At 38.8% G+C, this 21,145-nt stretch carries 19 protein-coding genes and 1 riboswitch; of the genes, 5 read left to right on the top strand and 14 right to left on the bottom strand.

The genetic code is table 11. The annotated features are described in order from the left end of the window. Positions 1 to 26: 26 nt before the first annotated feature. From hpt to pth, 8 genes are all read right to left on the bottom strand, one after another. The gene (gene hpt, locus IGM09_RS00990; RefSeq protein ID WP_002356260.1) at positions 27 to 572 is read right to left on the bottom strand and encodes a hypoxanthine phosphoribosyltransferase; all 546 of its coding nucleotides are present in this window, start codon (positions 570 to 572) and stop codon (positions 27 to 29) included. An 18-nt stretch (positions 573 to 590) separates the two neighbouring features. Further along, a complete protein-coding gene (tilS, locus tag IGM09_RS00985; RefSeq protein WP_010775512.1) occupies positions 591 to 1,979 on the bottom strand; it encodes a tRNA lysidine(34) synthetase TilS in 1,389 nt (462 codons plus the stop codon). A gap of 85 nt (positions 1,980 to 2,064) precedes the next feature. After that, complete coding sequence (locus tag IGM09_RS00980) at positions 2,065 to 2,544, bottom strand: S1 domain-containing RNA-binding protein (protein WP_002356258.1); 480 nt, start codon at positions 2,542 to 2,544, stop codon at positions 2,065 to 2,067. A 44-nt stretch (positions 2,545 to 2,588) separates the two neighbouring features. Beyond that, positions 2,589 to 3,068 (bottom strand): FtsB family cell division protein, encoded by a 480-nt coding sequence (locus IGM09_RS00975; protein WP_002356257.1) that lies wholly within the window; start codon positions 3,066 to 3,068, stop codon positions 2,589 to 2,591. Between the two features lie 254 nt (positions 3,069 to 3,322). Continuing rightward, positions 3,323 to 3,586 (bottom strand): RNA-binding S4 domain-containing protein, encoded by a 264-nt coding sequence (locus IGM09_RS00970; protein WP_002356255.1) that lies wholly within the window; start codon positions 3,584 to 3,586, stop codon positions 3,323 to 3,325. A 14-nt stretch (positions 3,587 to 3,600) separates the two neighbouring features. Next, complete coding sequence (locus tag IGM09_RS00965; protein WP_033625270.1) at positions 3,601 to 5,190, bottom strand: putative polysaccharide biosynthesis protein; 1,590 nt, start codon at positions 5,188 to 5,190, stop codon at positions 3,601 to 3,603. A gap of 15 nt (positions 5,191 to 5,205) precedes the next feature. Then, a complete protein-coding gene (mfd, locus tag IGM09_RS00960) occupies positions 5,206 to 8,745 on the bottom strand; it encodes a transcription-repair coupling factor (RefSeq protein ID WP_033625268.1) in 3,540 nt (1,179 codons plus the stop codon). A gap of 19 nt (positions 8,746 to 8,764) precedes the next feature. After that, entirely contained in the window at positions 8,765 to 9,331 is a 567-nt protein-coding gene (pth, locus tag IGM09_RS00955; RefSeq protein WP_002361556.1) for an aminoacyl-tRNA hydrolase, read from the bottom strand. A 335-nt stretch (positions 9,332 to 9,666) separates the two neighbouring features. Here pth and IGM09_RS00950 point away from each other — a divergent pair, with 335 nt between their 5' ends. Further along, positions 9,667 to 10,650: an L-lactate dehydrogenase gene (locus tag IGM09_RS00950; RefSeq protein WP_002356251.1), complete on the top strand. Its 984-nt coding sequence runs from the start codon at positions 9,667 to 9,669 to the stop codon at positions 10,648 to 10,650. Positions 10,651 to 10,876: 226 nt separating this feature from the next. Here IGM09_RS00950 and IGM09_RS00945 read toward each other — a convergent pair whose 3' ends face one another. From IGM09_RS00945 to IGM09_RS00925, 5 genes are all read right to left on the bottom strand, one after another. After that, complete coding sequence (locus tag IGM09_RS00945) at positions 10,877 to 12,367, bottom strand: aldehyde dehydrogenase family protein (RefSeq protein ID WP_002361555.1); 1,491 nt, start codon at positions 12,365 to 12,367, stop codon at positions 10,877 to 10,879. A 276-nt stretch (positions 12,368 to 12,643) separates the two neighbouring features. Then, a complete protein-coding gene (locus IGM09_RS00940; protein ID WP_016616712.1) occupies positions 12,644 to 14,155 on the bottom strand; it encodes a glucosaminidase domain-containing protein in 1,512 nt (503 codons plus the stop codon). A gap of 228 nt (positions 14,156 to 14,383) precedes the next feature. Further along, entirely contained in the window at positions 14,384 to 14,896 is a 513-nt protein-coding gene (locus tag IGM09_RS00935) for a transcription repressor NadR (RefSeq protein WP_002356248.1), read from the bottom strand. A gap of 10 nt (positions 14,897 to 14,906) precedes the next feature. Next, entirely contained in the window at positions 14,907 to 15,752 is an 846-nt protein-coding gene (locus tag IGM09_RS00930; protein ID WP_002363448.1) for a chorismate mutase, read from the bottom strand. A gap of 4 nt (positions 15,753 to 15,756) precedes the next feature. Next, positions 15,757 to 16,470, bottom strand: coding sequence for an NAD-dependent protein deacylase (locus tag IGM09_RS00925; RefSeq protein ID WP_002408256.1), 714 nt, complete (start codon positions 16,468 to 16,470; stop codon positions 15,757 to 15,759). A gap of 172 nt (positions 16,471 to 16,642) precedes the next feature. On the opposite strand from IGM09_RS00925, the gene IGM09_RS00920 reads away from it, so the two are divergent. The 3 genes from IGM09_RS00920 (at position 16,643) to IGM09_RS00910 (ending at position 19,833) form a co-directional block, all read left to right on the top strand. Next, on the top strand, positions 16,643 to 16,939 hold the full coding sequence (locus IGM09_RS00920) for a hypothetical protein (RefSeq protein ID WP_002356244.1): 297 nt from the start codon (positions 16,643 to 16,645) through the stop codon (positions 16,937 to 16,939). Between the two features lie 189 nt (positions 16,940 to 17,128). Next, positions 17,129 to 17,303: riboswitch (Lysine riboswitch) on the top strand. Positions 17,304 to 17,497: 194 nt separating this feature from the next. Further along, positions 17,498 to 19,081 (top strand): ABC transporter substrate-binding protein/permease, encoded by a 1,584-nt coding sequence (locus IGM09_RS00915; RefSeq protein WP_002381368.1) that lies wholly within the window; start codon positions 17,498 to 17,500, stop codon positions 19,079 to 19,081. Between the two features lie 11 nt (positions 19,082 to 19,092). Then, positions 19,093 to 19,833 carry an amino acid ABC transporter ATP-binding protein gene (locus tag IGM09_RS00910; RefSeq protein ID WP_002356242.1) on the top strand — a complete coding sequence of 247 codons (741 nt, stop codon included), beginning with the start codon at positions 19,093 to 19,095 and terminating at the stop codon, positions 19,831 to 19,833. 44 nt (positions 19,834 to 19,877) lie between these two features. Here IGM09_RS00910 and IGM09_RS00905 read toward each other — a convergent pair whose 3' ends face one another. Then, on the bottom strand, positions 19,878 to 20,462 hold the full coding sequence (locus IGM09_RS00905; RefSeq protein WP_002383869.1) for a TIGR00730 family Rossman fold protein: 585 nt from the start codon (positions 20,460 to 20,462) through the stop codon (positions 19,878 to 19,880). A gap of 172 nt (positions 20,463 to 20,634) precedes the next feature. Between IGM09_RS00905 and IGM09_RS00900 the strand changes: the two genes are divergently transcribed. Further along, on the top strand, positions 20,635 to 21,126 hold the full coding sequence (locus IGM09_RS00900; protein WP_010713617.1) for a GNAT family N-acetyltransferase: 492 nt from the start codon (positions 20,635 to 20,637) through the stop codon (positions 21,124 to 21,126). Positions 21,127 to 21,145 lie beyond the last annotated feature (19 nt).

Genomic DNA, 21,145 nt, shown 5'->3' with positions numbered 1-21,145 from the left:
TAACACAATTAATTCCTTGATAGATATTAATTTGATTCGTAAACTTCAGGTTTTAAAACGCCAATATAAGGCAAGTTGCGGTACGTTTCTGCATAGTCTAATCCGTAACCGACCACAAACTCATTGGGCACATCAAACCCTACGTAGTCAGCTTTAATGTCTACTACACGGCCTTCTGGTTTATCTAATAAGGTAACAATTTTCACAGATGCAGCTTTACGGTATCTAAACAAATCTACTAAATACGCTAATGTACGACCACTATCGATGATATCTTCTACGATTAAAATATGTCTACCTTCGACATTTGTGTCCAAGTCTTTGACAATTTTTACTTCGCCTGAAGAAACTGTCGCGTTGCCGTAGCTAGATACATCCATAAAGTCCAATTCTAAATAAGTATTGATTTCACGAGTCAAATCAGCCATAAATGGTACTGCACCTTTTAAAATACCGACCACTAAAGGATTTTTCCCTTGATATTCTTCTGTCAGTTGCTTGCCAAGCTCTGCAGACTTCGCAAGAATTTCTTCTTTGGAGATTAGGACTTTCTCAATATCTTTTTCTATCATAGTGCGCTCCTTTCAGCATTACTCCTTTGTCTTAAAAAGGAGTCTGTAGTGTATTTTATCAGTTTCTAAAGGAATACTCAAATAGGAATTTGCAAATTTTGGTACCCAAATGATTTCCTCTTGCTCATCCGTAATGACCCAAGCACTCTCTCTCGCTTCATTTGGCACTTTTTGATCAATAAAAACTCTGCTTAATTTTTTCGTAAACCCTGGTTTTAATGTAATCCGATCACCACTTTGGCGATGACGAACGGTCAAAGGTGTGGCTGTGGTCAACGGGATCGCTAACAACTGACCCGTCCACTGATTAATCTCTTCAGGAAGAGGAAACGGTTTGTCTGTCGCAATTAATCCTAGCCACTCGGTTTCCGATAAATAAATCCCCGCGCCAGGTACTAATAAATGTGTAACTTCTTCTCGCAGTGCAACCTGTTTTTGTTCTAAGTACAGCCAATCGTAACTTTTAGCTAGTTGCCATTGCTGTTCTAACATAACCGAGCCTTGCGGTTGGCGTTCATCATTCAAAACTTTTAAAACTTGTGTCATCTGGCGTTGGTTTAACGAAACCCCTAATGGCACTAATGTTTTTTGGAAAAACGCGGTTAAAAAGAAGTGCTGGTACGCAGGCGTTTCTTTTAATAATCTCTTCAAAGGAATGCGCCAGCCTTGTTTGGTTGGTTCTACGGCTTCAGATAATTGAGGCTCAATTTGTTCTTGAATAAATTCTTGGGCAAAACGTTGTTCATTACTAAAAGAAGCAATCTGATCTAAGAATTGCGGATTTTCCTGCTTTAATAGCGGCAAAACCTGATTACGGAGCCGATTTCTCAAATATTCATTGGTTTGGTTCGTTTCGTCCTCAAAATAAACGAATGCTTGGCGCTGTGCAAATTGATACAATTCTTCTTTTGGATAAATGAGTAACGGACGAATCAATTCCCCTGTCGCAAAAGGACGTCTCTCTTTAATGCCTGCGGAATGGGAAAAATTAGTTCCTCGAATCAGCTTCATTAAAATCGTTTCCGCTTGATCGTCTAGATGATGTGCCGTCATTAAGACCGCCGCACCTTCAATTTCCATGACTTCTTTAAAAAATTCATAACGAAATGTGCGCGCTTTTGCTTCTAAATTCCGTTGTTTTTCAGGGTCTTCCCAACGTGTTTCATAATACGTTAGCTCTCGCTGCTGACAATAGGTAGCGAGATATTGCGCTTCCTGTGCCGACGCTTCTCGCAATTGATGATTGACATGTGCAACAACCAATTGTAATTGTTCTTTTTCTGCCACCTGTTCCATTAACGTCAAAAGGGCCATGGAGTCTACACCACCAGAAACGGCGACCACGATTGTTTGATGCGGTTGCCAAAATCCTTGTTCTTTTCCTCGTTTATAAAACTGCCAAAACATTGTTCGCCCTTCTTTCTTCCTTAGAATAAAAGAGGAACCGAGAAATAACCCATTCGTTATCCCCAGTCCCCCTATTTGTTTGTGCTTAGCCGCGACGTCCGCCACGTCCGCCACGTTTGCCTTCAGTATTACGTTTTAATGAAGATAAACGGTCATCACTATCTTTCAAGAAAGAGCTCATCAATGAGTCAAAATCTTGTTTATTGTTATTGTTATTTGCTTGTGGTTTATTGAAAGGCTTTTTGCCCCCTGCGCGTGGATTACGGTCACGATTCTCATAATTGTTTTCACGACGTTGAAATTCACGTTTTGGTTGTTGCCCTTCTGCTGGCTCTTGCGCTTTACGGATCGATAAGCCAATTTTGCCGTCGTCACCAACTGAGGTTACTTTCACTGTTACTTCGTCACCTACTGTTAATACATCATGAATATCTTTAACGAATCCATTAGACACTTCACTGATGTGTACTAACCCAGTTTTTCCTTCTCCTAAATCAATAAATGCACCAAAGTTAGTAATCCCTGACACTTTTCCTGGCAATTTAGCTCCTACTTCGATTGACATAAAAAAATTGTTCCTCCTATTTTTTCCCTAATTATAATTGCAGTTTATTCAGCTGAAGACTTAGTTGTTTCAGTTGAAGACTGTGATTGACTATTTTTTTCTGAACTGCTCTTGCTTTCTTCCGCTCCAGAAGTCTGTGTTTTTTTCATTTGTTCTGGTGTGGGATAAATCTGTTCGCCTTCTTTTGAGAGAAGGAAACGGCTACGTGCTAATTTTGCCACATAATCATCATCTTTTAACAAAGCAACGTCTTTTTTTAGATCCTTGACCTTCTTATCAACTGCTACGGATTCAGCAATTGCATCTGCTCGTTCTTGTTTGAAAGCACCTAAGCGATGATAATCTTTCATCAATTGGATGCCAGAAAAGGCAAAAATAATGAAGGCCACGAGAAAAATCGCTGCCAAGCGTCTGCGTCTAAAAATCAATTGTTTCTGTTGTTTTTGGAATTCGACATACTGTTCTTTCGTGTAGTCATTTTCCAATGCCGCAACTTTCTTCGAGTTTTTTTCATTCTTTCCCATCGTCTCGCTCCACTCGCTTTGGATTGTCCGTTTTATTATACCAACATCTAAGAACCTTGTCTAATGTTAATTTCAGAGAAGTTAAAGAAAATCAAGCTTTTTTCTAAAATATTCTTTGCTTTTGAAATAACAGCGGTTGATTTATTAATTTTTTTCAAAAGCGGCGCGTCTGTTTCATTAAAACGCTGAAAGGATGAAGCGCTTGGAATATTCATCTTTTCAATGAACTTGCCAAGCGCTCCATCCTCACCTGTTTATTCTTCAGAGACACGTGTTTCTGATTTTATTTCATACATTTTTGTGGCATCTTCTTTTTTCGTAGAGTCATTTAGTTGCAGGACTTCTACTTCTAAAATTCTGTTCCCAAATTGAATTTTGACAAGGTCACCAATCTTCACAGTACTAGAAGATTTGGCTAAGACTCCGTTGATTTGAATCCGGCCTTTATCAGCGACTTCTTTGGCAACTGTTCTTCTTTTAATAATGCGAGAAACTTTTAAAAATTTATCTAACCGCATCACATTCACCTCTTTTATTTTTTTTGTCTCATCCGTAAAATTTTTGCGCCATACGGTAAACTTAACCATTCACGTATCGTAAATAATTCTAACTTAATGATGGTGCTAATAAAAACTGTACCACCCACTGCAACACCTAAAACTGTAACGAAAAACGCTTGACTTCGGTGATGCACACCTTGGAACAAGATGGAGATAATTCCTTGATAGACCAGTAATGACAGCATCATGATTGCTAAACTAAGCAACAGTTTTTTCAAAAAACTTCGTTCTCGAACAAAACAATTAATCGCTGCATCCGATTGTCGGACTAAAACGAATAACGTCGCTAGTAACCCAAGGATGGTAGACCAACTAGCACCTAATGTTCCCCAACGAATGGTGAAAAAGCCCGTTGTCAGTAACTTCACTAATAAGCCCACACCAGCTGCCACTAAAGGACCTTTAAAACGATTGCGACTTTGTTCAATACTTTGGTAGGCCTGAATAATGGCCATAAAAGCGATGGATAAAACATACACCCCTAAAACATCGTTGCCTTTATAATCTTTAAAAAGCGTAAAGTTCATGTACGGCAATAACATCATCAGACCAATCGAAGCCGCCGATGCCAAGGTTGTGGTAAGACGCAAAAAGATTTTTGCAACTTGTAAAAATTGTTGACGGTCTTTTTTCATAAAATATTTTGTCAAACCTGGTAAAAAGGTCGAGCTTAAAGCTAAAGCAATTACCAATCCTAATTGAACTAGTGGTTGTCCTCTATCATAGACCCCTTTGTCCACTTTCGCAGCTAAATCAGAGAGCCCGAAAAGCATGAGAGCATTTTTTACTTTAAAGGAATCAATTAATTGAAATAGAATCAGAAAAGCACTATATAAAGAGACCAAACCACCCTCAATCATTAAACGTTTAAATAGTCCTGTGGTTTGAGGCATAATCTTCCATTGATGCAAGTATTCCGTACTTCCACTAAGAATTTTTCGATTGTAGTACCATAAGACAAGTACTGCTAAGATACCGCCAGCCAACGCACCACTCATGGCCACCGTCCCCGTTTGGTAAATGGAGCCACCAAAGTAATGATAGGACAACGCAGCTACTAGAATAACCCCAACACGCACAAACTGTTCCATCACCTGTGAAATACCACTAGGCACCATCAACAAATGACCTTGAAAATTTCCACGATAGAAGGAAAGAATTGGAACGAGTAAAAAGGTAAAGGAAACAACTTCCATTAATGGTTGGAGTGCAGCATCCCCCATACTAATAGCAATTTCTTGACTACCAAAGAAAAAGAAGGCCCAACAAGCAATCGCTAACCATAACACATAGGGATATAGTTGGCGCAACACTTGTTTTTGACTCCGAATATCTGATTGTTCAGCAACAATTTTGGAAATAAATTGCGGTAAGCCTGACAATGCTAATGTCATCGCAATCCCATAGATTGGATAAACTTGCTGATACACGTAAAATCCTTCATCCCCTACAAAGTTCTGAAAAGGAACGCGATAAAACGCACTCAACACTTTTGCAATGAAGGAAGCAATGGTTAACACAACGGCACCTTGCATCATTCGCTGCATTTCTTTTTGTGCCATCTTCTAGGCCTCCTTTTAAAGGGAATCCGTTTCTTGCGAATGTTTGTATTTTTCTTGTCGCAATGCGGTTGTAAAAGTAGCAATTTCTTGAATCCAAACAGCTTCTTTACAATCTTTCGGCAACTTCAAGGAAATAGTCATTTGTTCTTTCTCAACTGCTAGATCCGCTTTTAAGCTGGTTGCCGATAACGCTTCAAACAACTGCTCCACAGAGTATGTTTTTGTGCCAATTTTACTTAACACAAACTTGACTTTTTGGTCGCGTTTACGAATACTTTCTAACAAGGCACGGTCGCCATCCATTTTGATACGGCCAGTGGTTAATAAATGCGCCACTTCGTCAGGATACTCTCCAAAGCGGTCTAACAAGTCCGCTTCTAATTCTTCGTACATATCCATATTTTCTAATTGACGAATCCGTTTATAAATTTCAATTTTTTGTCGTTCGTCTGTAATGTACGTTCCTGGAATATAAGCATCAATGCCCAAATCAATTTCAACAGACGTTTTTTGGTCTTGGATATTTTTTCCTTGTTTACGAGCAACTGCCTCAGATAACATCTGTGAGTACATATCAAACCCAACCGAATCAATGAAGCCATGTTGTTGGGCACCAAGAAGGTTTCCAGCCCCTCGAATGGAAAGGTCACGCATCGCAATTTTGAACCCAGAACCTAATTCCGTAAAGTCTTTAATTGCTTCTAAACGTTTCTCACTAACTTCGTTTAGGATTTTTTGCTGTTCGTACATAAAATAAGCATAGGCCACTCGATTGCTACGCCCCACACGACCACGTAATTGATACAACGTAGATAAGCCCATGTAGTCCGCATTTTCTACAAACAAGGTATTAGCATTAGGAATATCTACTCCTGTTTCAATAATTGTTGTAGTGACTAATATATCATATTGTCCTTCAATAAAATCAAACAAAGTATTCTCCAGTTGTACTTCTGTCATTTGACCATGTGCATACGCAATTCTTGCATCTGGAACTAGCGCTTGTAACTCTTCAACTTTTCGTTCAATCGTATCTACTCGATTGTATAAATAAAAGACTTGACCATCTCGAGCCATTTCTCGCTCAATCGCTTCCCGAATCGCCCCAGGATTATTTTCCATGACATACGTTTGGATCGGATAACGATTCTCTGGTGGGGTTTCGATGACAGATAAATCACGGACACCTAACATCGACATATGAAGGGTCCTTGGGATTGGCGTTGCTGTTAACGTCAAGACATCCACTTGTGAACGCAATTGTTTTAGTCGTTCTTTATGTTTCACTCCAAACCGTTGTTCCTCATCAATAATCAACAAGCCTAAATCACTAAAATTAATATCTTGCGACAATAAACGATGAGTACCAATCACAATATCTACTTGGCCATGTTTAATTTTTTCAATTGTTTCATTTTGCTGTTTTTTCGTGCGGAAACGACTTAATAAACCAATTTCTACAGGAAAGCCCTCAAACCGCTCTTGAATCGTTTCGTAATGTTGTTGCGCTAAAATAGTTGTTGGCACTAAAAAGGCAACCTGTTTATTGTTGCTAACAGCTTTGAAAGCCGCTCGTAAAGCCACTTCTGTTTTACCAAACCCTACATCGCCAACTAACAAACGATCCATTGGTCGAGATTTTTCCATGTCGTGTTTAATTTCGGCAGCACTACGTAATTGATCATCTGTTTCAGAATACGGAAAAGCCTCTTCAAATTCTTTTTGATACGCATCATCTGGCGGAAAAGCATAGCCTTTTTCCGATTCTCTTGTCGCATAAAGTAAGATTAAATCATCCGCGATATCTTCAATTTTCGAAGCAACTTTTCGTTTAGTTTTCGTCCATTCACTGCCGCCTAGCTTGTTAATTTTCGGCGTTTTAGACTCGGAAGCAACGAACTTTTGAATCAAGTTCAATTGTGTTACTGGAATAAATAACTTGTCATCATTTTGGTACAAGATAGTCATGTAATCTTGATGGACCCCATCAACTTCTAAGGTTTCCATACCAATATATTTACCAATCCCGTGATTCGCATGAACGACATAATCGCCCGTTTTTAAGTCGCTATAACTTTTCAAACGTTCCGCATTAGAGATTGTTTGACGACGTGCCCGTTTTTTGGTCGTTGTATGAAAAATTTCTTTTTCCGTAATCGCCACGAGCTTGTTTTTAGGTAATTCAAACCCTGTTTGTAATGCCCCTTGGACAATTTGGACATGCCCACCTAACAACTGATCCCAATTGCTTACTACGCTAGGTATGTCAAAGTCCTGAAATAGCTCTTCGACTTTTTGAATCCGTTCTTTCGTAGGAACAAAAACAACGACCGTTTGGTTTTGCTTTTGCCAACGGTCCACTTCCGCTTTTAGCAACGGCATTTGACCGAAGAATTGTTGCATTGAACGATATTGGAAATTATGGACTTCTTGGAAACGAAGATTCCCCATTCCTTTTTGAAAAAGTGAAAAGAAGGTCGTATTTCGTGCAGTTTTTCGCAATTGATCATGAAAGTCTACGCCGAAAGTTTGTTCAGAAAACACGCGCATTTCTTCAATTTTCAGGGTTTGCCATTCCGCTTCCTCTCTAGCGATTTCTCGCTCCGTTTCCATCATACGAGAATAATCATCCACAAAAAGCAAACTATTTTCTGGTAAATAATCTAACAGCGTAGTTTTTTGTTGGTACAGAAAATCTGTATAATAGTGAGCATTTTCTGTAGGAATCCCTTGTTCCCAAGAAGACAGCAACTGACCAAAATATTCTTCTAAAAAATCGGTCTCCGTTTGATCTTTAGCTGTCGCTAAACGTTTTTCTAGAGCATCTTGTAACCTCGTCATGCCATGATTCATATCTGCCTTTGAGAATACTAAATCAGTCATTGGTGAAATCGTTACTTCTTCAAGATTTTCTAATGAACGTTGGGTATCTGCTTCAAAATAACGGATTGAGTCAATTTCAACATCAAACAGTTCCACCCGAACAGGGTATTCGGCATTTAGCGGATAGACATCAACAATGCTTCCGCGAATACTAAATTCGCCGGGCTTTCCGACCATCGATTGGCGTTCATAGCCCATTAACACTAAGCGTTGCGCGAGGATTTCAGGTTCTACTTCTGTCCCGATTTCCCAATGAAGTTGCGCATTTTGCCACGTTTCTTTCGTTGGCAAATATTTTCGTAGTCCAGCTACTGGCACGACCACGATTCCTGCATTCGCTGTCATCAGGAAATTTAACGCACTCACTCGATCTGCGCGCGCTTCTGGTGAAGAAAAGGCCATTTCGGCGGATAACACTTCATCTACTGGAAATAGATGAACTTGTTCTGAAGGTAAAATATTTAAAAAATCATCTACTAATTGATTGGCATAGTATAGGTTTGGGACCGCAATAACAATTTTTTGATGCGTCTTTTGTAAAGCGCCTGCCATCAGTAATGTTTTAGCAGAGCCTGATAACCCAGTAATTAGTTGGCGCGTTCCTGTTGTCATTAGTTGACTGCGCCATGATTTAGCAATTTCTGTTTGGCTAATTCGTTCGATAATATTCAAACAAGGGCCCTCCTTTCTGCTATTTTCCATTAAATTGATTCATTGTTTCAACAAACGTATGTCCTTCGCATGCATATAAAGCGGCATCGGCTGCTTTTTTTACAGCAAGTAACATCTCTTCGTGTGTTTCTTTGGGAAAAGTACTTAGTACATGGTGGATAACTGTATCATTTTTTGAGGGCCGACCAATGCCAATTTTAATTCTAGGAAAGACATTTGTGCCTAAATGGGCAATCAGACTTTTTATCCCATTGTGGCCGCCAGCACTACCTTTTTGCCGTAAACGAATTTTACCGACCTCTAAGTCTAAGTCATCATAAATAACAATCAAGTCTTCCTCATCTACCCCAAAGTAGGTCAACAACGGACCAACAGAGCGACCTGATTCATTCATAAATGTTAATGGTTTCACTAACAATACTTTCTCAGTCCCTATAAAAAACTCTGCAATATCTGCTTCAAAATTACTATTATTAAACGAAACATTTTGCCGATACGCAATTTCATCTAGCGTAATAAAGCCAATGTTGTGTTTTGTTTCTTTGTATTTACTACCGGGATTTCCCAGTCCTACGATTACTTTCATCTTTCATTCTCCTTGGATTATAAGCTTGCCAACACAAAATGGCTGGGAAGCGTATGCGCTACCCAGTTTTATTCATTATACCATAGAAATAAAAAAACTCGCAGTCTTTGAAGATTAAGAAAGATGTAAAAAAATTTTTTAGAAATTTAAATATGCATAAGATAGTGAAATTACGCACATGTAAGAGCTACCATTTTGAAACAGGTCTGAAAACTGTATCATTTTTACAATCAAAGTTCGTGACATTTTTTACAAACCATGTTACTATCACTTTAGCAACAGGAAATAAAAACTCGTTGCTCACGAAAAAGAATGTAGAGGAAGGAATGGTACACATGACTGCAGCCGCAGGGAATAAAGATCACCAAAAAGTAATTTTAGTCGGGGACGGTGCCGTAGGTTCTAGCTATGCCTTTGCTTTAGTAACTCAGAATATTGCTCAAGAAGTTGGGATTATTGATATTAATGTACCAAAAACTGAAGGAGACGCGTTGGACTTATCTCACGCATTAGCATTTACTTCTCCTAAAAAAATCTATGCTGCTACTTATGACGATTGCCATGATGCAGACTTAGTTGTCTTAACAGCTGGTGCGCCTCAAAAACCAGGCGAAACTCGTTTAGACTTAGTTCATAAAAACTTGAAAATTAATAAAGAAATCGTTACAACAATTGTTGATTCTGGTTTCAACGGTATCTTCTTAGTTGCCGCAAACCCAGTTGATATTTTGACTTATTCAACTTGGAAATTCTCTGGCTTCCCGAAAGAACGAGTAATCGGTTCAGGAACTTCACTAGATTCTGCTCGTTTCCGTCAAGCAATTGCCGAATTAGTTGACGTTGATGCACGAAATGTCCATGCCTACATCTTAGGTGAACACGGAGATACAGAATTCCCAGTTTGGTCACATGCAAATGTCGCTGGCTTACAAATTTACGAATGGGTGAAAAATAATCCTGACGTCGATGAAGAAGCAATGGTTAATTTATTCTTCAACGTACGCGACGCTGCTTACACAATCATCGAGAAAAAAGGAGCTACTTTCTATGGAATCGCGGTGGCACTAGCGCGTATCACTAAAGCTATCCTAAACGATGAAAACTCTGTGTTACCATTATCTGTTTATTTAGAAGGTGAATATGGTCAAAACGATATTTATATCGGTGCACCAGCGATCATCAACCGCCAAGGAGTTAAACAAGTCATTGAAATTCCATTAACAGATGCTGAACAAGAAAAAATGGAAGCTTCTGCTTCTGCATTAAAAGAAGTTATTGAAACAGCTTTTGCTAAATTTGAAGCAGAAGAAGCAAAATAACTCCTTCTATAATAGTCGAAAATTGAAAATAACCAAGAGTGACCACTATTGTTACTCCGCTTTAAAGCCTGGTACAAAAATCCAAAGTGATTTTTGCACCAGGCTTTACTTTTAATCTGTTTTACTTTACTCATCACTCAACTTTTTAAAAAAATTATTGTTTTGTTTAGCTCGAAAAATAACAATAACCAAAAATAAGTTTGTTATCTAAAATTCACTACACTACTTAATACAGTCCATCTGCTTCTTCTTTTGTCACAATGTAAATATTTTTCATTTGCGTATAAGCATCTAGCATTGATTTATGCGTTTCTCGACCAATTCCTGATTTTTTATAACCGCCAAATGGCGCGCCCGCAGGCAATTGATTGTATGTGTTGACCCACATCCGACCTGTCCGTACACCACGAGCAACCCGTAATGCCACATTGATATCTTGAGAAAAGACGGCACCACCTAGACCATATTCAGAATCATTAGCTAAACGAATGACTTCTTCTTCCGTTTCAAATTTAATCACTGTTGCAACAGGACCAAAGATTTCTTCTTGGGCCACGCACATTGTATTCGTGCCGTTCGCTAATAACGTAGGTGCTAAAAATGCCCCCTTGTCTAGCCCATTTTCTGTTAAACGTTGCCCACCAGTAATCAGTGTAGCTCCTTCCTTCACACCAATTTCGACATATTTTAAAATTTCTTCCAATTGATGCTCATTGATCTGAGCGCCCATTTCAACATCTTTTTCCCACGGGAAACCAACGTTCACTTGTTCAAATTTTTCCTTTAAAGCTTCTACAAATTGATCATAAATACCTGACTGAACGAACACACGAGACCCAGCACAACAAACTTGCCCTTGGTTGAATAAAATTCCTAACTGCACACCTTCTAATGCTCGTTCCCAATTGGCATCTTCAAAAATAATGTTGGCTGATTTTCCGCCAAGTTCTAAAGTGGCTGGAATTAGGCGGTCGGCCGCCGCTTTAGCGACAGTGTACCCCACCTCTGTTGAACCTGTAAAAGCTAGCTTATCAAACCCTGGATGTGCCAACATATAATTTCCTGAATCAGAACCACGACCGGTGATTAAATTCACTACTCCTTTCGGCAAGACTTGATCAAAAATTTTAAACAATTCCAACAGACTTAATGATGTGCTCGAGGATGGATGAATCACAACCGTATTACCTGCTGCCAACGCTGGCGCTAATTTCCAAGCGCCCATTAATAAGGGGAAATTCCACGGAATAATTTGACCCACAACACCAATGGGTTCTTTCACAACAATGGATAACGTATCCTTATCAAATTCTTTGACAGACCCTTCTTCTCCACGAATCACACTAGCAAAATACCGAAAATGGTCTGCACTGGCAGGGACATCAATTGATTGCGTTTCCCGAAGCGGTTTTCCATTATCTAAAGTCTCCACCATAGCCAAATGTTCTTGATTTTCTTCAATCAAATCAGCAATTTTCAACAAAAGATTGCTTCTTGTTACAACGTCAACATCTTTCCATGTCTGAAACGCTTCTTGAGCTGCTTCTACAGCTCGATCCACATCTGCATTTGTGGCATCAACAAATTCTGCTAATTTTTCGCCATTACTAGGATTGTAACTAGCAATCATTTTGTTACCACTACCTGTTGTCCACTCTCCATTAATATACAATTGATAGCTACTGGCAACTACTTGATTTATTTCTTTTTTACTCATTTACCCACCTCTTTTTTTATTTTTGTATCCGCTTACAATTATAAGACATCTTTCACCTAAAAGTAAATGATTCTACCTAAAAAAAATATAGCTCTCAGCGACTGTTGCTAACTCATCCCGACCTGAAGTCTCCTGGCAATAACTGAATGTATTAAACTTTATTGGAGAGAACTTTTGCCACAAAAAAAGCTAGCACTGAAGAATTAAAATTGCTTCTTCAGTGCTAGCTTTGATTTTTCCAACTCATTCGTTCTTATTGACAAAGAGCTGATTTTTTTATTTATCTTTTGGAACGATATAGTTCATTAAATGTGTTTGATCGGCTGAGATTGTACGTGTCGAAACAACGTTTAATCCCTTCACGTTCATTTCAGAAATTAAGATGCTACCATCTTTAAAGACTTTTTCCACAAACGCGACATGACCATAAGTATTGTCTGCGCCTAAAACGCCAGCTGGGAAGGAAACCGCTGCGCCTGCTTTTGGTGTACGACTTACTTTGTACCCGCGTGCACGACCTGTTTCGCCCCAATCTTGACCATTCCCCATTGTTAAGTCCACACGTTTACCTAATTGCGTAATACGGTTGTAGACATATTGTGTACAGTTGCCCCAAGCATAACTATTAAAGGTGTCATAGTTTTTGCCATTATAGGCTGGGAAATTTGATTCCATTGGTTCAACGGTTGCTTTTTCTTTATCATAATAAGTTAAATCGTATGTTTTAATTAACGCATTTAATTTCTTATGGTAATCTTTGTCCGTTGCGTATTTTCCTGTTAGGAAACGTGTCGCTTCTTTGTATGATTTGGCTTCCGTTTTCCAGACACCATGATAGAAATCTTTATTGGAATCTAAACCATTTTTCAATAATTTCGCATAATCTTCCATTGATTCTTTATACGTTGGATATTGACGGAATTTTGCTTCTACTGTGTATAGGTTACCGAAACCATTGTCTTCATAGGTAATAAAAGAAACAGATTGACCTTTGTAATCGCCTTTAATACCAAACAAATTGTAGTTTGGTTTCTGGCTTAATTTACTATTGCCGCTGCCACTTTCTAAAATTGCTTGAGCAATCATCACACTAGCATATAAGTTTTTGTCCTTGGCCACTTTCCGAGCAGATTCACCGATTTCTTGAATAAACTCTTCTGTCTTCTTCGTTTTGCTGACCGTAAACGTCTCATCGTCTTCCACTAACCCAACCGTTTCATTTGTAACCGGTGGGACTATTTCGGGCTGCGGTGTTGACGCTGCTGGTTGTTCTACTGGCTTTTCAGCTGGCGCTGTTGGTGTCACTGGTTTCGCCGGCTGTTTTGATTCAGAAGTACTCGTGCCAGGTTTTGGCTGTTCTTTAGAAGAACTTGGTGTAGTCGTCGGCGTGGTACTTGATTCAGTTGTACTTGTTGACGTAGAATCTGTGGTTGACTCTGTTGCACTCGTTGAGGTGGAGTCAGTAGTCGATTCTGTCGTACTTGTGGATGTTGAATCCGTTGTGGAATCTGTCGTTTCGGTTCCTGACGTTTCCGTGGACTCCGTGGTTGCAGATTCACTTGATTCGGTTGAACTTTCTGTTTCAGTTGTTGATTCTTCTGTCGCTTCTGTTGTTTCACTAGTCGCTGTCGTTTCAGTGGCTTCAGCAGTTGTTGCTTCTGCGGTTGTTTCTGCAACAGAACTATTTTCAGCTACCAAGTTATTACCTTCTGCAAATGCACCTACTGGCATTGATGAACCTAAAAGTAATAAGGTAGAGAACAGGGCAAATTGTTTTTTCATACTCATTCTCCTTTTTTATTTTTCTCCATTTATTTTTATGTACCAACATATATAATTGACATAGTTATTGTTTAAATGGCTCCTTTTTTAATAGTATACTGTTTCATAAAAAATTTCTAGCAAAAAGTTAAAAAAATAGAAGAAAATTCACAAATTCTTCTATCTTTTTTTGGTAATTTTCTAAGAAAAAAAAGAAAGGGCTTGAACAAACATCAATGTCCTCTCTTTTTCTCGTTATCCTTCAAACAAAATACTTTTTTTTCGAAGTGCCTCTTTGATTTCTTGGAAAGTTTCTTCGTCTGCACAGCGAATAGTATGCAGATGGACGCCTCCTGTTAAAACTGATAGTAATGTAGCATGCTCTTTTTGATACTTGTCCATAAATTTATCAATATCTTTCTCTGATTGAATGCGCAAACTGCCAATTAATTCCCCATAAAGCGGATGTGCAATACTCACATCTACCACTTCTCCACCTTTGGCAACAATGACTGACAATTCTTCTCTCGTTTGTTCAGGTGTATGTTGACAAGCAATTTTCCGTTCAATTCCTTCTAAAGGTTGTTCCAACATATACCCTCGAGCTGTTGCGACAATTTCGACCCCTGTCGCCCGTAATAGAGCGACATCTCCTACAATAATTTGTCTGCTGACATCAAAAGCTTTTGCAAAACGAGTGGCACTAATTGGCTTTTCGGTCTCTCTTAATCTTTTAACAATCTCTCTTCTTCTGATTTCTCCATCCACGACCTTCGCCTCACTCTCCTAAATGTTTTTCTTGGAAACGTTTAGAGGCGTCCATAATTCCCTGGAAAGTCTCAGATAATGTTTCTTCATACTCGGCATTTTCAACATGATTCAGAATAGTTTCTAATACTTGTTGTTCTCTTTCAGAATCAAAAACCGCATGACCTGCTTTCTTTTTCACTGCAGCAATCTCTGCGACGACGTCCATCCGCTGTTCTAATAAACGGACCAGTTCCTTATCGATTTGGTTAATCTTTGCTCGTTGTTGTTCTAAAGAAGTTGTTGGAGCGTCATCTTCAGTCAATTCTTTAATTATCCGTGCTGGATTACCTGCGATCACACAGTTTTCTGGGAACGATTTGGTCACAACAGCACCTGCTGCCACCACTACATTATCGCCTAATGTTACGCCAGGAAGGACAATCGCTCCACCGCCAATCCAAACATTGTTGCCAATGATAATTCGTTTCCCTGATTCCATTCCGCTATTACGCTTAGCCGCTTGTAATGGATGCTCGGCTGTATAAAGTTGCACATTGGGGCCAAACATACAGTTATCGCCAATTTCAATTGGACAAACATCTAAAAAAACGTTATTAAAATTGGCATAGAAATTTTTTCCCACAGAAATGTTGTAGCCATAATCAAATTGAATCATCGGTTCGATGTACGTCCCGACACCCACTTTTCCAAATGTTTCTTCTATTAATTGACGACGAATATAAGTGTCTGGTTGTTGGTTAATTAACGCCATTTGTTCACGGGCTTTTTTGCGATCAGCCACTAATTCAGGATCTGAGGCAAAATATAGTGCACCTGCGATCATTTTTTCTTTTTCTGATTTAAATTCTTCCATTCCGTTACTCCTTTATCGTTAATTCTGCAAATATCGTTTCGGCTTTCGCTTCTAAAAAATAATAAGGTTGTTGTAAAAATAGCGGCGTTTGATTAATGGCTAAGATAGCTGCCGTTGGTTGTTTATAATGAATCAAATCGCAAAATGGATGCACTTGAAAACTCGTGCCGACAATCACGATTAAGTCGGCAGAAGCAACGGCCTGAATGGCTTTTTCGATTGCCTCTTCGGATAATCCTTCTTCATACAAAGTAATAGCTGGACGGATTTGTCCATGACAGTCTGCGTGCCGATCACTAAGTAAATAGTCTTGCCAAGGAACCGTTGTACCACAAGTTTGGCAATAACATTCATATAAATTACCGTGAAAGTCCACCACTTCTTGGCTACCTGCTTTTCGATGAAGCCCATCAATATTTTGTGAAACAATTTTTCCCCGTTTCATTTGCTCTAATTGTGCCATTTTCTGGTGAATGATATTAGGTTGTGCGTCTGGATGATAGAGCGTTTTAACGAATTGATAAAACTTTTCTGGCTCTGTTTTTAAGCAAGTCCGGCTCAATAAGTATTCCGGTTGCTGGATTCCTTGATAGACACCTTTTAAGGAACGATAATCTGGCACACCTGAGGCTGTCGAGATACCCGCACCTGTTAAAAATGTGATTTTTTGTTGGGTTGCCAACCAATGAATTGCCTCGGCTTGCGTGATATCTTGCATATCGATTCAGCTCCTAATCTTCTATATTATAACGTATTTTAACATTAGCACCAAAAGTTTTTCCACTTTTTGAAAACTTCTTACCTATATATTGATTTATCTTGAAAGAGTTTGTGACAAATTTCTCAACTCGTGGTAAAATATGCATGAGTAAAAGTGAGGTGAAACAACAATGGTCGCATTTATTATTTATTGGGCTGCAATTATTGCCTGCATCGCTTGGGGCGTTTTAAGCATTTGGTTCTCTGTTTTTTATCTTTCTCGTAAAGAAAACGGAAATCTTTGGGCTTTTGCGTTCTTCAACGTTATCGCTATTATCGCCTTAGCAATTGTTTTATTAGTTTACAAAACTTGGGATTTCGGTATCTTAACTTACTCAAGTCTAATTTATACAATTTTAGCTTCTTTAGGTGTATTGACTGTTCTTCAAGCTATTTTAGGTCGTGAACCAAAAGCTGTCAAAGCTTAAGTAAAAAGCAACTGTTCCTTTAGGAATGGTTGCTTTTTTCGTATTAGTTTCTATTTCGTAGGGAAAATGTTACGCTAATTTCATGGTGTTTGTGTCCTCTTGATAAATTCCTTTGCTGGAACATATTGACTTTCTTCTGGATTTATCCTAAAATTAATAACTGAATTTAATAACTGAATAGTGCCTCAAAAAAGAGGTAGAGGTCGCGGTTTTTATTACGCTTGTGGAGTGAGAGGACACTGGGAAGCAAGTTTAGGATCAATCGCCGAAATGCATAACGGAGCCTCTTCTGTTGTGTGTTGGGACGTAAGTTAAGAGCTTGCGGACTGTCTTAGTAGTGATGCTAAGTTGTGCTATGTTTCGTTGAGGAATTTTTTTCGACATTACCTAGCAACCTTACATCTGTTTGGTTGTTTTTTTGTATTCAAAAATAGGTTGTGACAGAAGTATTCTCCTTTAAAAAGACAGAATCGCTTTTGCTCAGCTGATTATCAAAGCTTGTTGATTGAAAAAAGACAAAACGATCAATCAGACAAGAAATTTAAAGGAGAGAAAAAGATGAACAAAAAAGTTTTTTCATTCAGTCTACTACTTGTCACGCTATTTTCGTTACTTGGCATGACAACCAACGCTTCGGCGGAGGAAAATGGTGAATTTCGTGTCGGCATGGAAGCTGGCTACGCCCCTTTTAACTGGTCACAGAAAAATGACGCACATGGCGCAGTGCCTATTCAAGGCAACTCTTATGCAGGCGGCTATGATGTTCAAATTTCTAAAAAAATTGCCGATGGTTTAGGTCGTAAATTAGTAATCGTCCAAACCAAATGGGACGGCTTGGCGCCCGCCTTACAATCTGGAAAAATTGATGCCATTATCGCCGGAATGAGCCCAACCGCTGAACGAAAAAAAGAAATTGCTTTTACAAACCCTTATTATGAATCACAATTTGTCGTAATTGTAAAAAAAGATGGCAAATACGCTAATGCAAAAAGCTTGAAAGATTTAGCTGATGCTAAAATTACAGCTCAACTAAATACATTCCACTACGGATTAATTGATCAAATTCCAAATGTCAATAAACAGCAAGCAATGGATAACTTTTCAGCTATGCGAACAGCACTTGCTTCTGGCATGATTGATGGGTATGTTAGTGAACGCCCTGAAGGCATAACAGCAACTAGTGTCAATAAAGAATTAAAAATGTTAGAATTTCCAAAAGAAAATGGCTTTGATGCTAGCGCTGAAGACTCACAAGTAGCAGTCGGCATGCGTAAAGGCGATCCTGACATTGAAAAAGTAAACAAAATTTTAGCAGGTATTTCTCAAGATGAACGGACAAAAATTATGGACCAAGCAATCAAGGATCAACCTGCAGCAACAGATAGTGATGAACAAAAAACAGGACTTATTAACGATTTCAAAAATATTTGGAATCAATATGGCGACATGTTTTTACGTGGTGCTGGTTTAACGCTATTTATCGCGTTAATTGGGACAGTTGTCGGAACAACCCTTGGTTTACTAATTGGTGTCTTCCGTACAATTCCAGATTCTGAAAACCCAGTCGCTCGTTTCTTCCAAAAATTAGGAAATTTAATTCTTTCTATTTATATTGAAGTTTTCCGTGGTACACCAATGATGGTTCAAGCAATGGTTATTTTCTATGGTTTAGCTCTAGCTTTTGGCATCTCTTTAGACCGAACAGTGGCCGCATTATTTATCGTTTCTGTGAATACTGGTGCCTATATGTCTGAAATTGTTCGCGGAGGTATTTTCGCAGTAGATAAAGGACAATTCGAGGCAGCACAAGCGATCGGGATGACCCATGGACAAACAATGCGTAAAGTCGTTATTCCCCAAGTATTACGTAATATTTTACCTGCAACAGGGAATGAATTTGTCATTAATATCAAAGATACGGCCGTGTTAAGTGTTATCGGTGTTGCAGATTTATTCTTCCAAGGGAATGCTGCTTCTGGCGCAAACTTCCAGTTCTTCCAAACCTTTACAATTGTCGGCATCATGTACTTGGTAATGACTTTTGTGATCACACGAATCTTACGTGTTGTGGAACGTAAAATGGATGGCCCTTCTGCTTACGTTAAAGTAGAAGAATTAACTGAAGAAGGAAAAGAAAGCTAGGAGGCAAACAGATGAGTGCAATTATTGAAATTGAACATTTACGAAAAAGCTTTGGCGAAAACGAAGTATTAAAAGATATCAATATGAACGTCAACAAAGGAGAAGTTGTCACCATTATCGGTTCTTCTGGTTCTGGTAAATCAACGTTACTACGTTGTATTAATTTGTTAGAAAAACCAACAGATGGCAAAATCATCTATAATGGTAAAAATGTTTTAGAACGTGGTTATAGTTTGCCCAAATATCGGACCCATTTAGGCATGGTTTTCCAATCATTCAATTTATTTAATAACATGAATGTCTTAGAAAACTGTACTTCTGGTCAGATGACTGTCCTAAAAAGAAACAAAGAAGAAGCCAAAAAAATTGCCTTAGAAAATTTAGAAAAAGTTGGCATGGCTCGTTTTATTGATGCCAAACCTGCTCAATTATCTGGTGGACAAAAGCAACGGGTAGCCATTGCTCGAGCATTATCAATGGATCCAGATGTTTTACTTTTCGATGAACCAACTTCTGCATTGGATCCTGAAATGGTTGGCGAAGTGCTAAAAACGATGAAAAATCTTGCCCATACAGGGCTAACAATGGTGATTGTAACACATGAAATGGAATTTGCGCGGGACGTATCCGATCGTGTTATTTTCATGGATAAAGGTGTCATTGCCGAAGAAGGGACCGCTGAAGATATTTTTGTCCATCCAAAAGAAGCTCGGACAAAAGAGTTCTTACATCGGATTTTAACGAAAAACTAGTAAAAAAGAGGCAGTCATTCTGGTTAGAGTGACTGCCTCTTTTGTTATTTTTTGTATTGACGAATCATTGGCGGTTCATAGGAATCAATAAATGCACCAATTTCTTCTAAGGAATCTGAAATGAAAATTTTAGCTCGATCCGCTTCTGTTAAGAAACTAGTTTCTACCATTTTATCAAAAAAGGCAGCTAATAAGTCATAGTAACCATTCACATTGTATAAAATACACGGATTCATATGTTCACCGACTCGGCCCCAAGAGATCACCTCGCTAATTTCTTCGAGTGTGCCGGGACCACCGGGTAAAGCTAAATACACATCTGCCAATTCAATCATTTTTTTCTTACGCGCATGCATATCACTGACTGTATGCATCTTTGTAATGCCATTATGTGCAATCTCCCGCTCCATTAAAAAAGTGGGCATGACACCAATTACCTCTCCACCTTCTGCTAAAAGCGTGTCAGCCACCGTACCCATTAGACCAACATTGCCACCGCCATAAACTAGATCATAGTGATTTTCTTTCATCCAAGCGGCTAACGCTACTGCAGCTTGCTGATAGATTGGCTCATTTCCCAGACTGGCGCCACAATATACTGCCATTTTTTTCACAAACATACCCTCCATTTAGATAGATTCTTTTTTACCATCTATCCTCTGGTAGCTATGGTAGCATATTTTGATTTTCTCGAAAAGGTGCAGCCACTTTTTTTTCGTTTTAAAAGTATTTGAATTTTCAGACAATAAATGCTATAGTCTTTTTATATTTTAAAATTTCAGAAAAAGGAGCCCTATTATCTTGTCTACCTCACTCACTATTCGCTTAGTTGCCGAAGTAGATTGGCCCGCATTACATGCCTTGGACCAAATCATTTGGACAAAAAAGAATACCCCTGCCGAGATACAACCACTCTCGCTTGCGGCATATCAAGAAAAAATGAAAGATGAAACGATTTTTGTTGCCATCAGCGAACAACAACTCGCTGGATTTATTGAAGTCCATCCGCCCACTTCGTTAGCAGCTCATCAAAAGCAATGGCTACTAAGTATTGGCGTTTCGCCAGATTTCCAAGGCCAAGGGATTGGTGGTACTTTGTTGTCGTATGTCAAAGATATGGCCCAGATAAGCGGGATTCATAAGCTGAGTTTGCGAGTAATGGCTACCAATCAAGAAGCCATTCGATTCTATGAAAAACATGGTTTTGTGCAGGAAGCACATTTTAAAGAAGAATTTTATATAAATGGACACTATTGTGATGATTATCAGTATGCTTATTTCATAGAAAAATAAGAAAACCAATGTTTTCTAT

It is taken from the genome of Enterococcus sp. DIV0167 (assembly GCF_050541555.1).
Taxonomy (GTDB): domain Bacteria; phylum Bacillota; class Bacilli; order Lactobacillales; family Enterococcaceae; genus Enterococcus; species Enterococcus faecalis.
The sequence above is the reverse complement of the archived record's forward strand: the minus strand, read 5'-3'. Positions and strand labels throughout refer to the sequence as shown.

Coding starts and splice junctions, on each gene's coding strand:
- IGM09_RS00965 (WP_033625270.1), bottom strand. CDS start 5,190: ATGGCACAAAAAGAAATGCAGCGAATGATGCAAGGTGCCGTTGTGTTA.
- pth (WP_002361556.1), bottom strand. CDS start 9,331: ATGAAAGTAATCGTAGGACTGGGAAATCCCGGTAGTAAATACAAAGAA.
- IGM09_RS00915 (WP_002381368.1), top strand. CDS start 17,498: ATGAACAAAAAAGTTTTTTCATTCAGTCTACTACTTGTCACGCTATTT.
- IGM09_RS00925 (WP_002408256.1), bottom strand. CDS start 16,470: ATGCAAGATATCACGCAAGCCGAGGCAATTCATTGGTTGGCAACCCAA.
- IGM09_RS00905 (WP_002383869.1), bottom strand. CDS start 20,462: ATGGAGGGTATGTTTGTGAAAAAAATGGCAGTATATTGTGGCGCCAGT.
- IGM09_RS00910 (WP_002356242.1), top strand. CDS start 19,093: ATGAGTGCAATTATTGAAATTGAACATTTACGAAAAAGCTTTGGCGAA.
- IGM09_RS00940 (WP_016616712.1), bottom strand. CDS start 14,155: ATGAGTATGAAAAAACAATTTGCCCTGTTCTCTACCTTATTACTTTTA.
- IGM09_RS00975 (WP_002356257.1), bottom strand. CDS start 3,068: ATGGGAAAGAATGAAAAAAACTCGAAGAAAGTTGCGGCATTGGAAAAT.
- IGM09_RS00970 (WP_002356255.1), bottom strand. CDS start 3,586: ATGCGGTTAGATAAATTTTTAAAAGTTTCTCGCATTATTAAAAGAAGA.
- hpt (WP_002356260.1), bottom strand. CDS start 572: ATGATAGAAAAAGATATTGAGAAAGTCCTAATCTCCAAAGAAGAAATT.
- IGM09_RS00945 (WP_002361555.1), bottom strand. CDS start 12,367: ATGAGTAAAAAAGAAATAAATCAAGTAGTTGCCAGTAGCTATCAATTG.
- IGM09_RS00980 (WP_002356258.1), bottom strand. CDS start 2,544: ATGTCAATCGAAGTAGGAGCTAAATTGCCAGGAAAAGTGTCAGGGATT.
- IGM09_RS00950 (WP_002356251.1), top strand. CDS start 9,667: ATGACTGCAGCCGCAGGGAATAAAGATCACCAAAAAGTAATTTTAGTC.
- IGM09_RS00920 (WP_002356244.1), top strand. CDS start 16,643: ATGGTCGCATTTATTATTTATTGGGCTGCAATTATTGCCTGCATCGCT.
- tilS (WP_010775512.1), bottom strand. CDS start 1,979: ATGTTTTGGCAGTTTTATAAACGAGGAAAAGAACAAGGATTTTGGCAA.
- IGM09_RS00930 (WP_002363448.1), bottom strand. CDS start 15,752: ATGGAAGAATTTAAATCAGAAAAAGAAAAAATGATCGCAGGTGCACTA.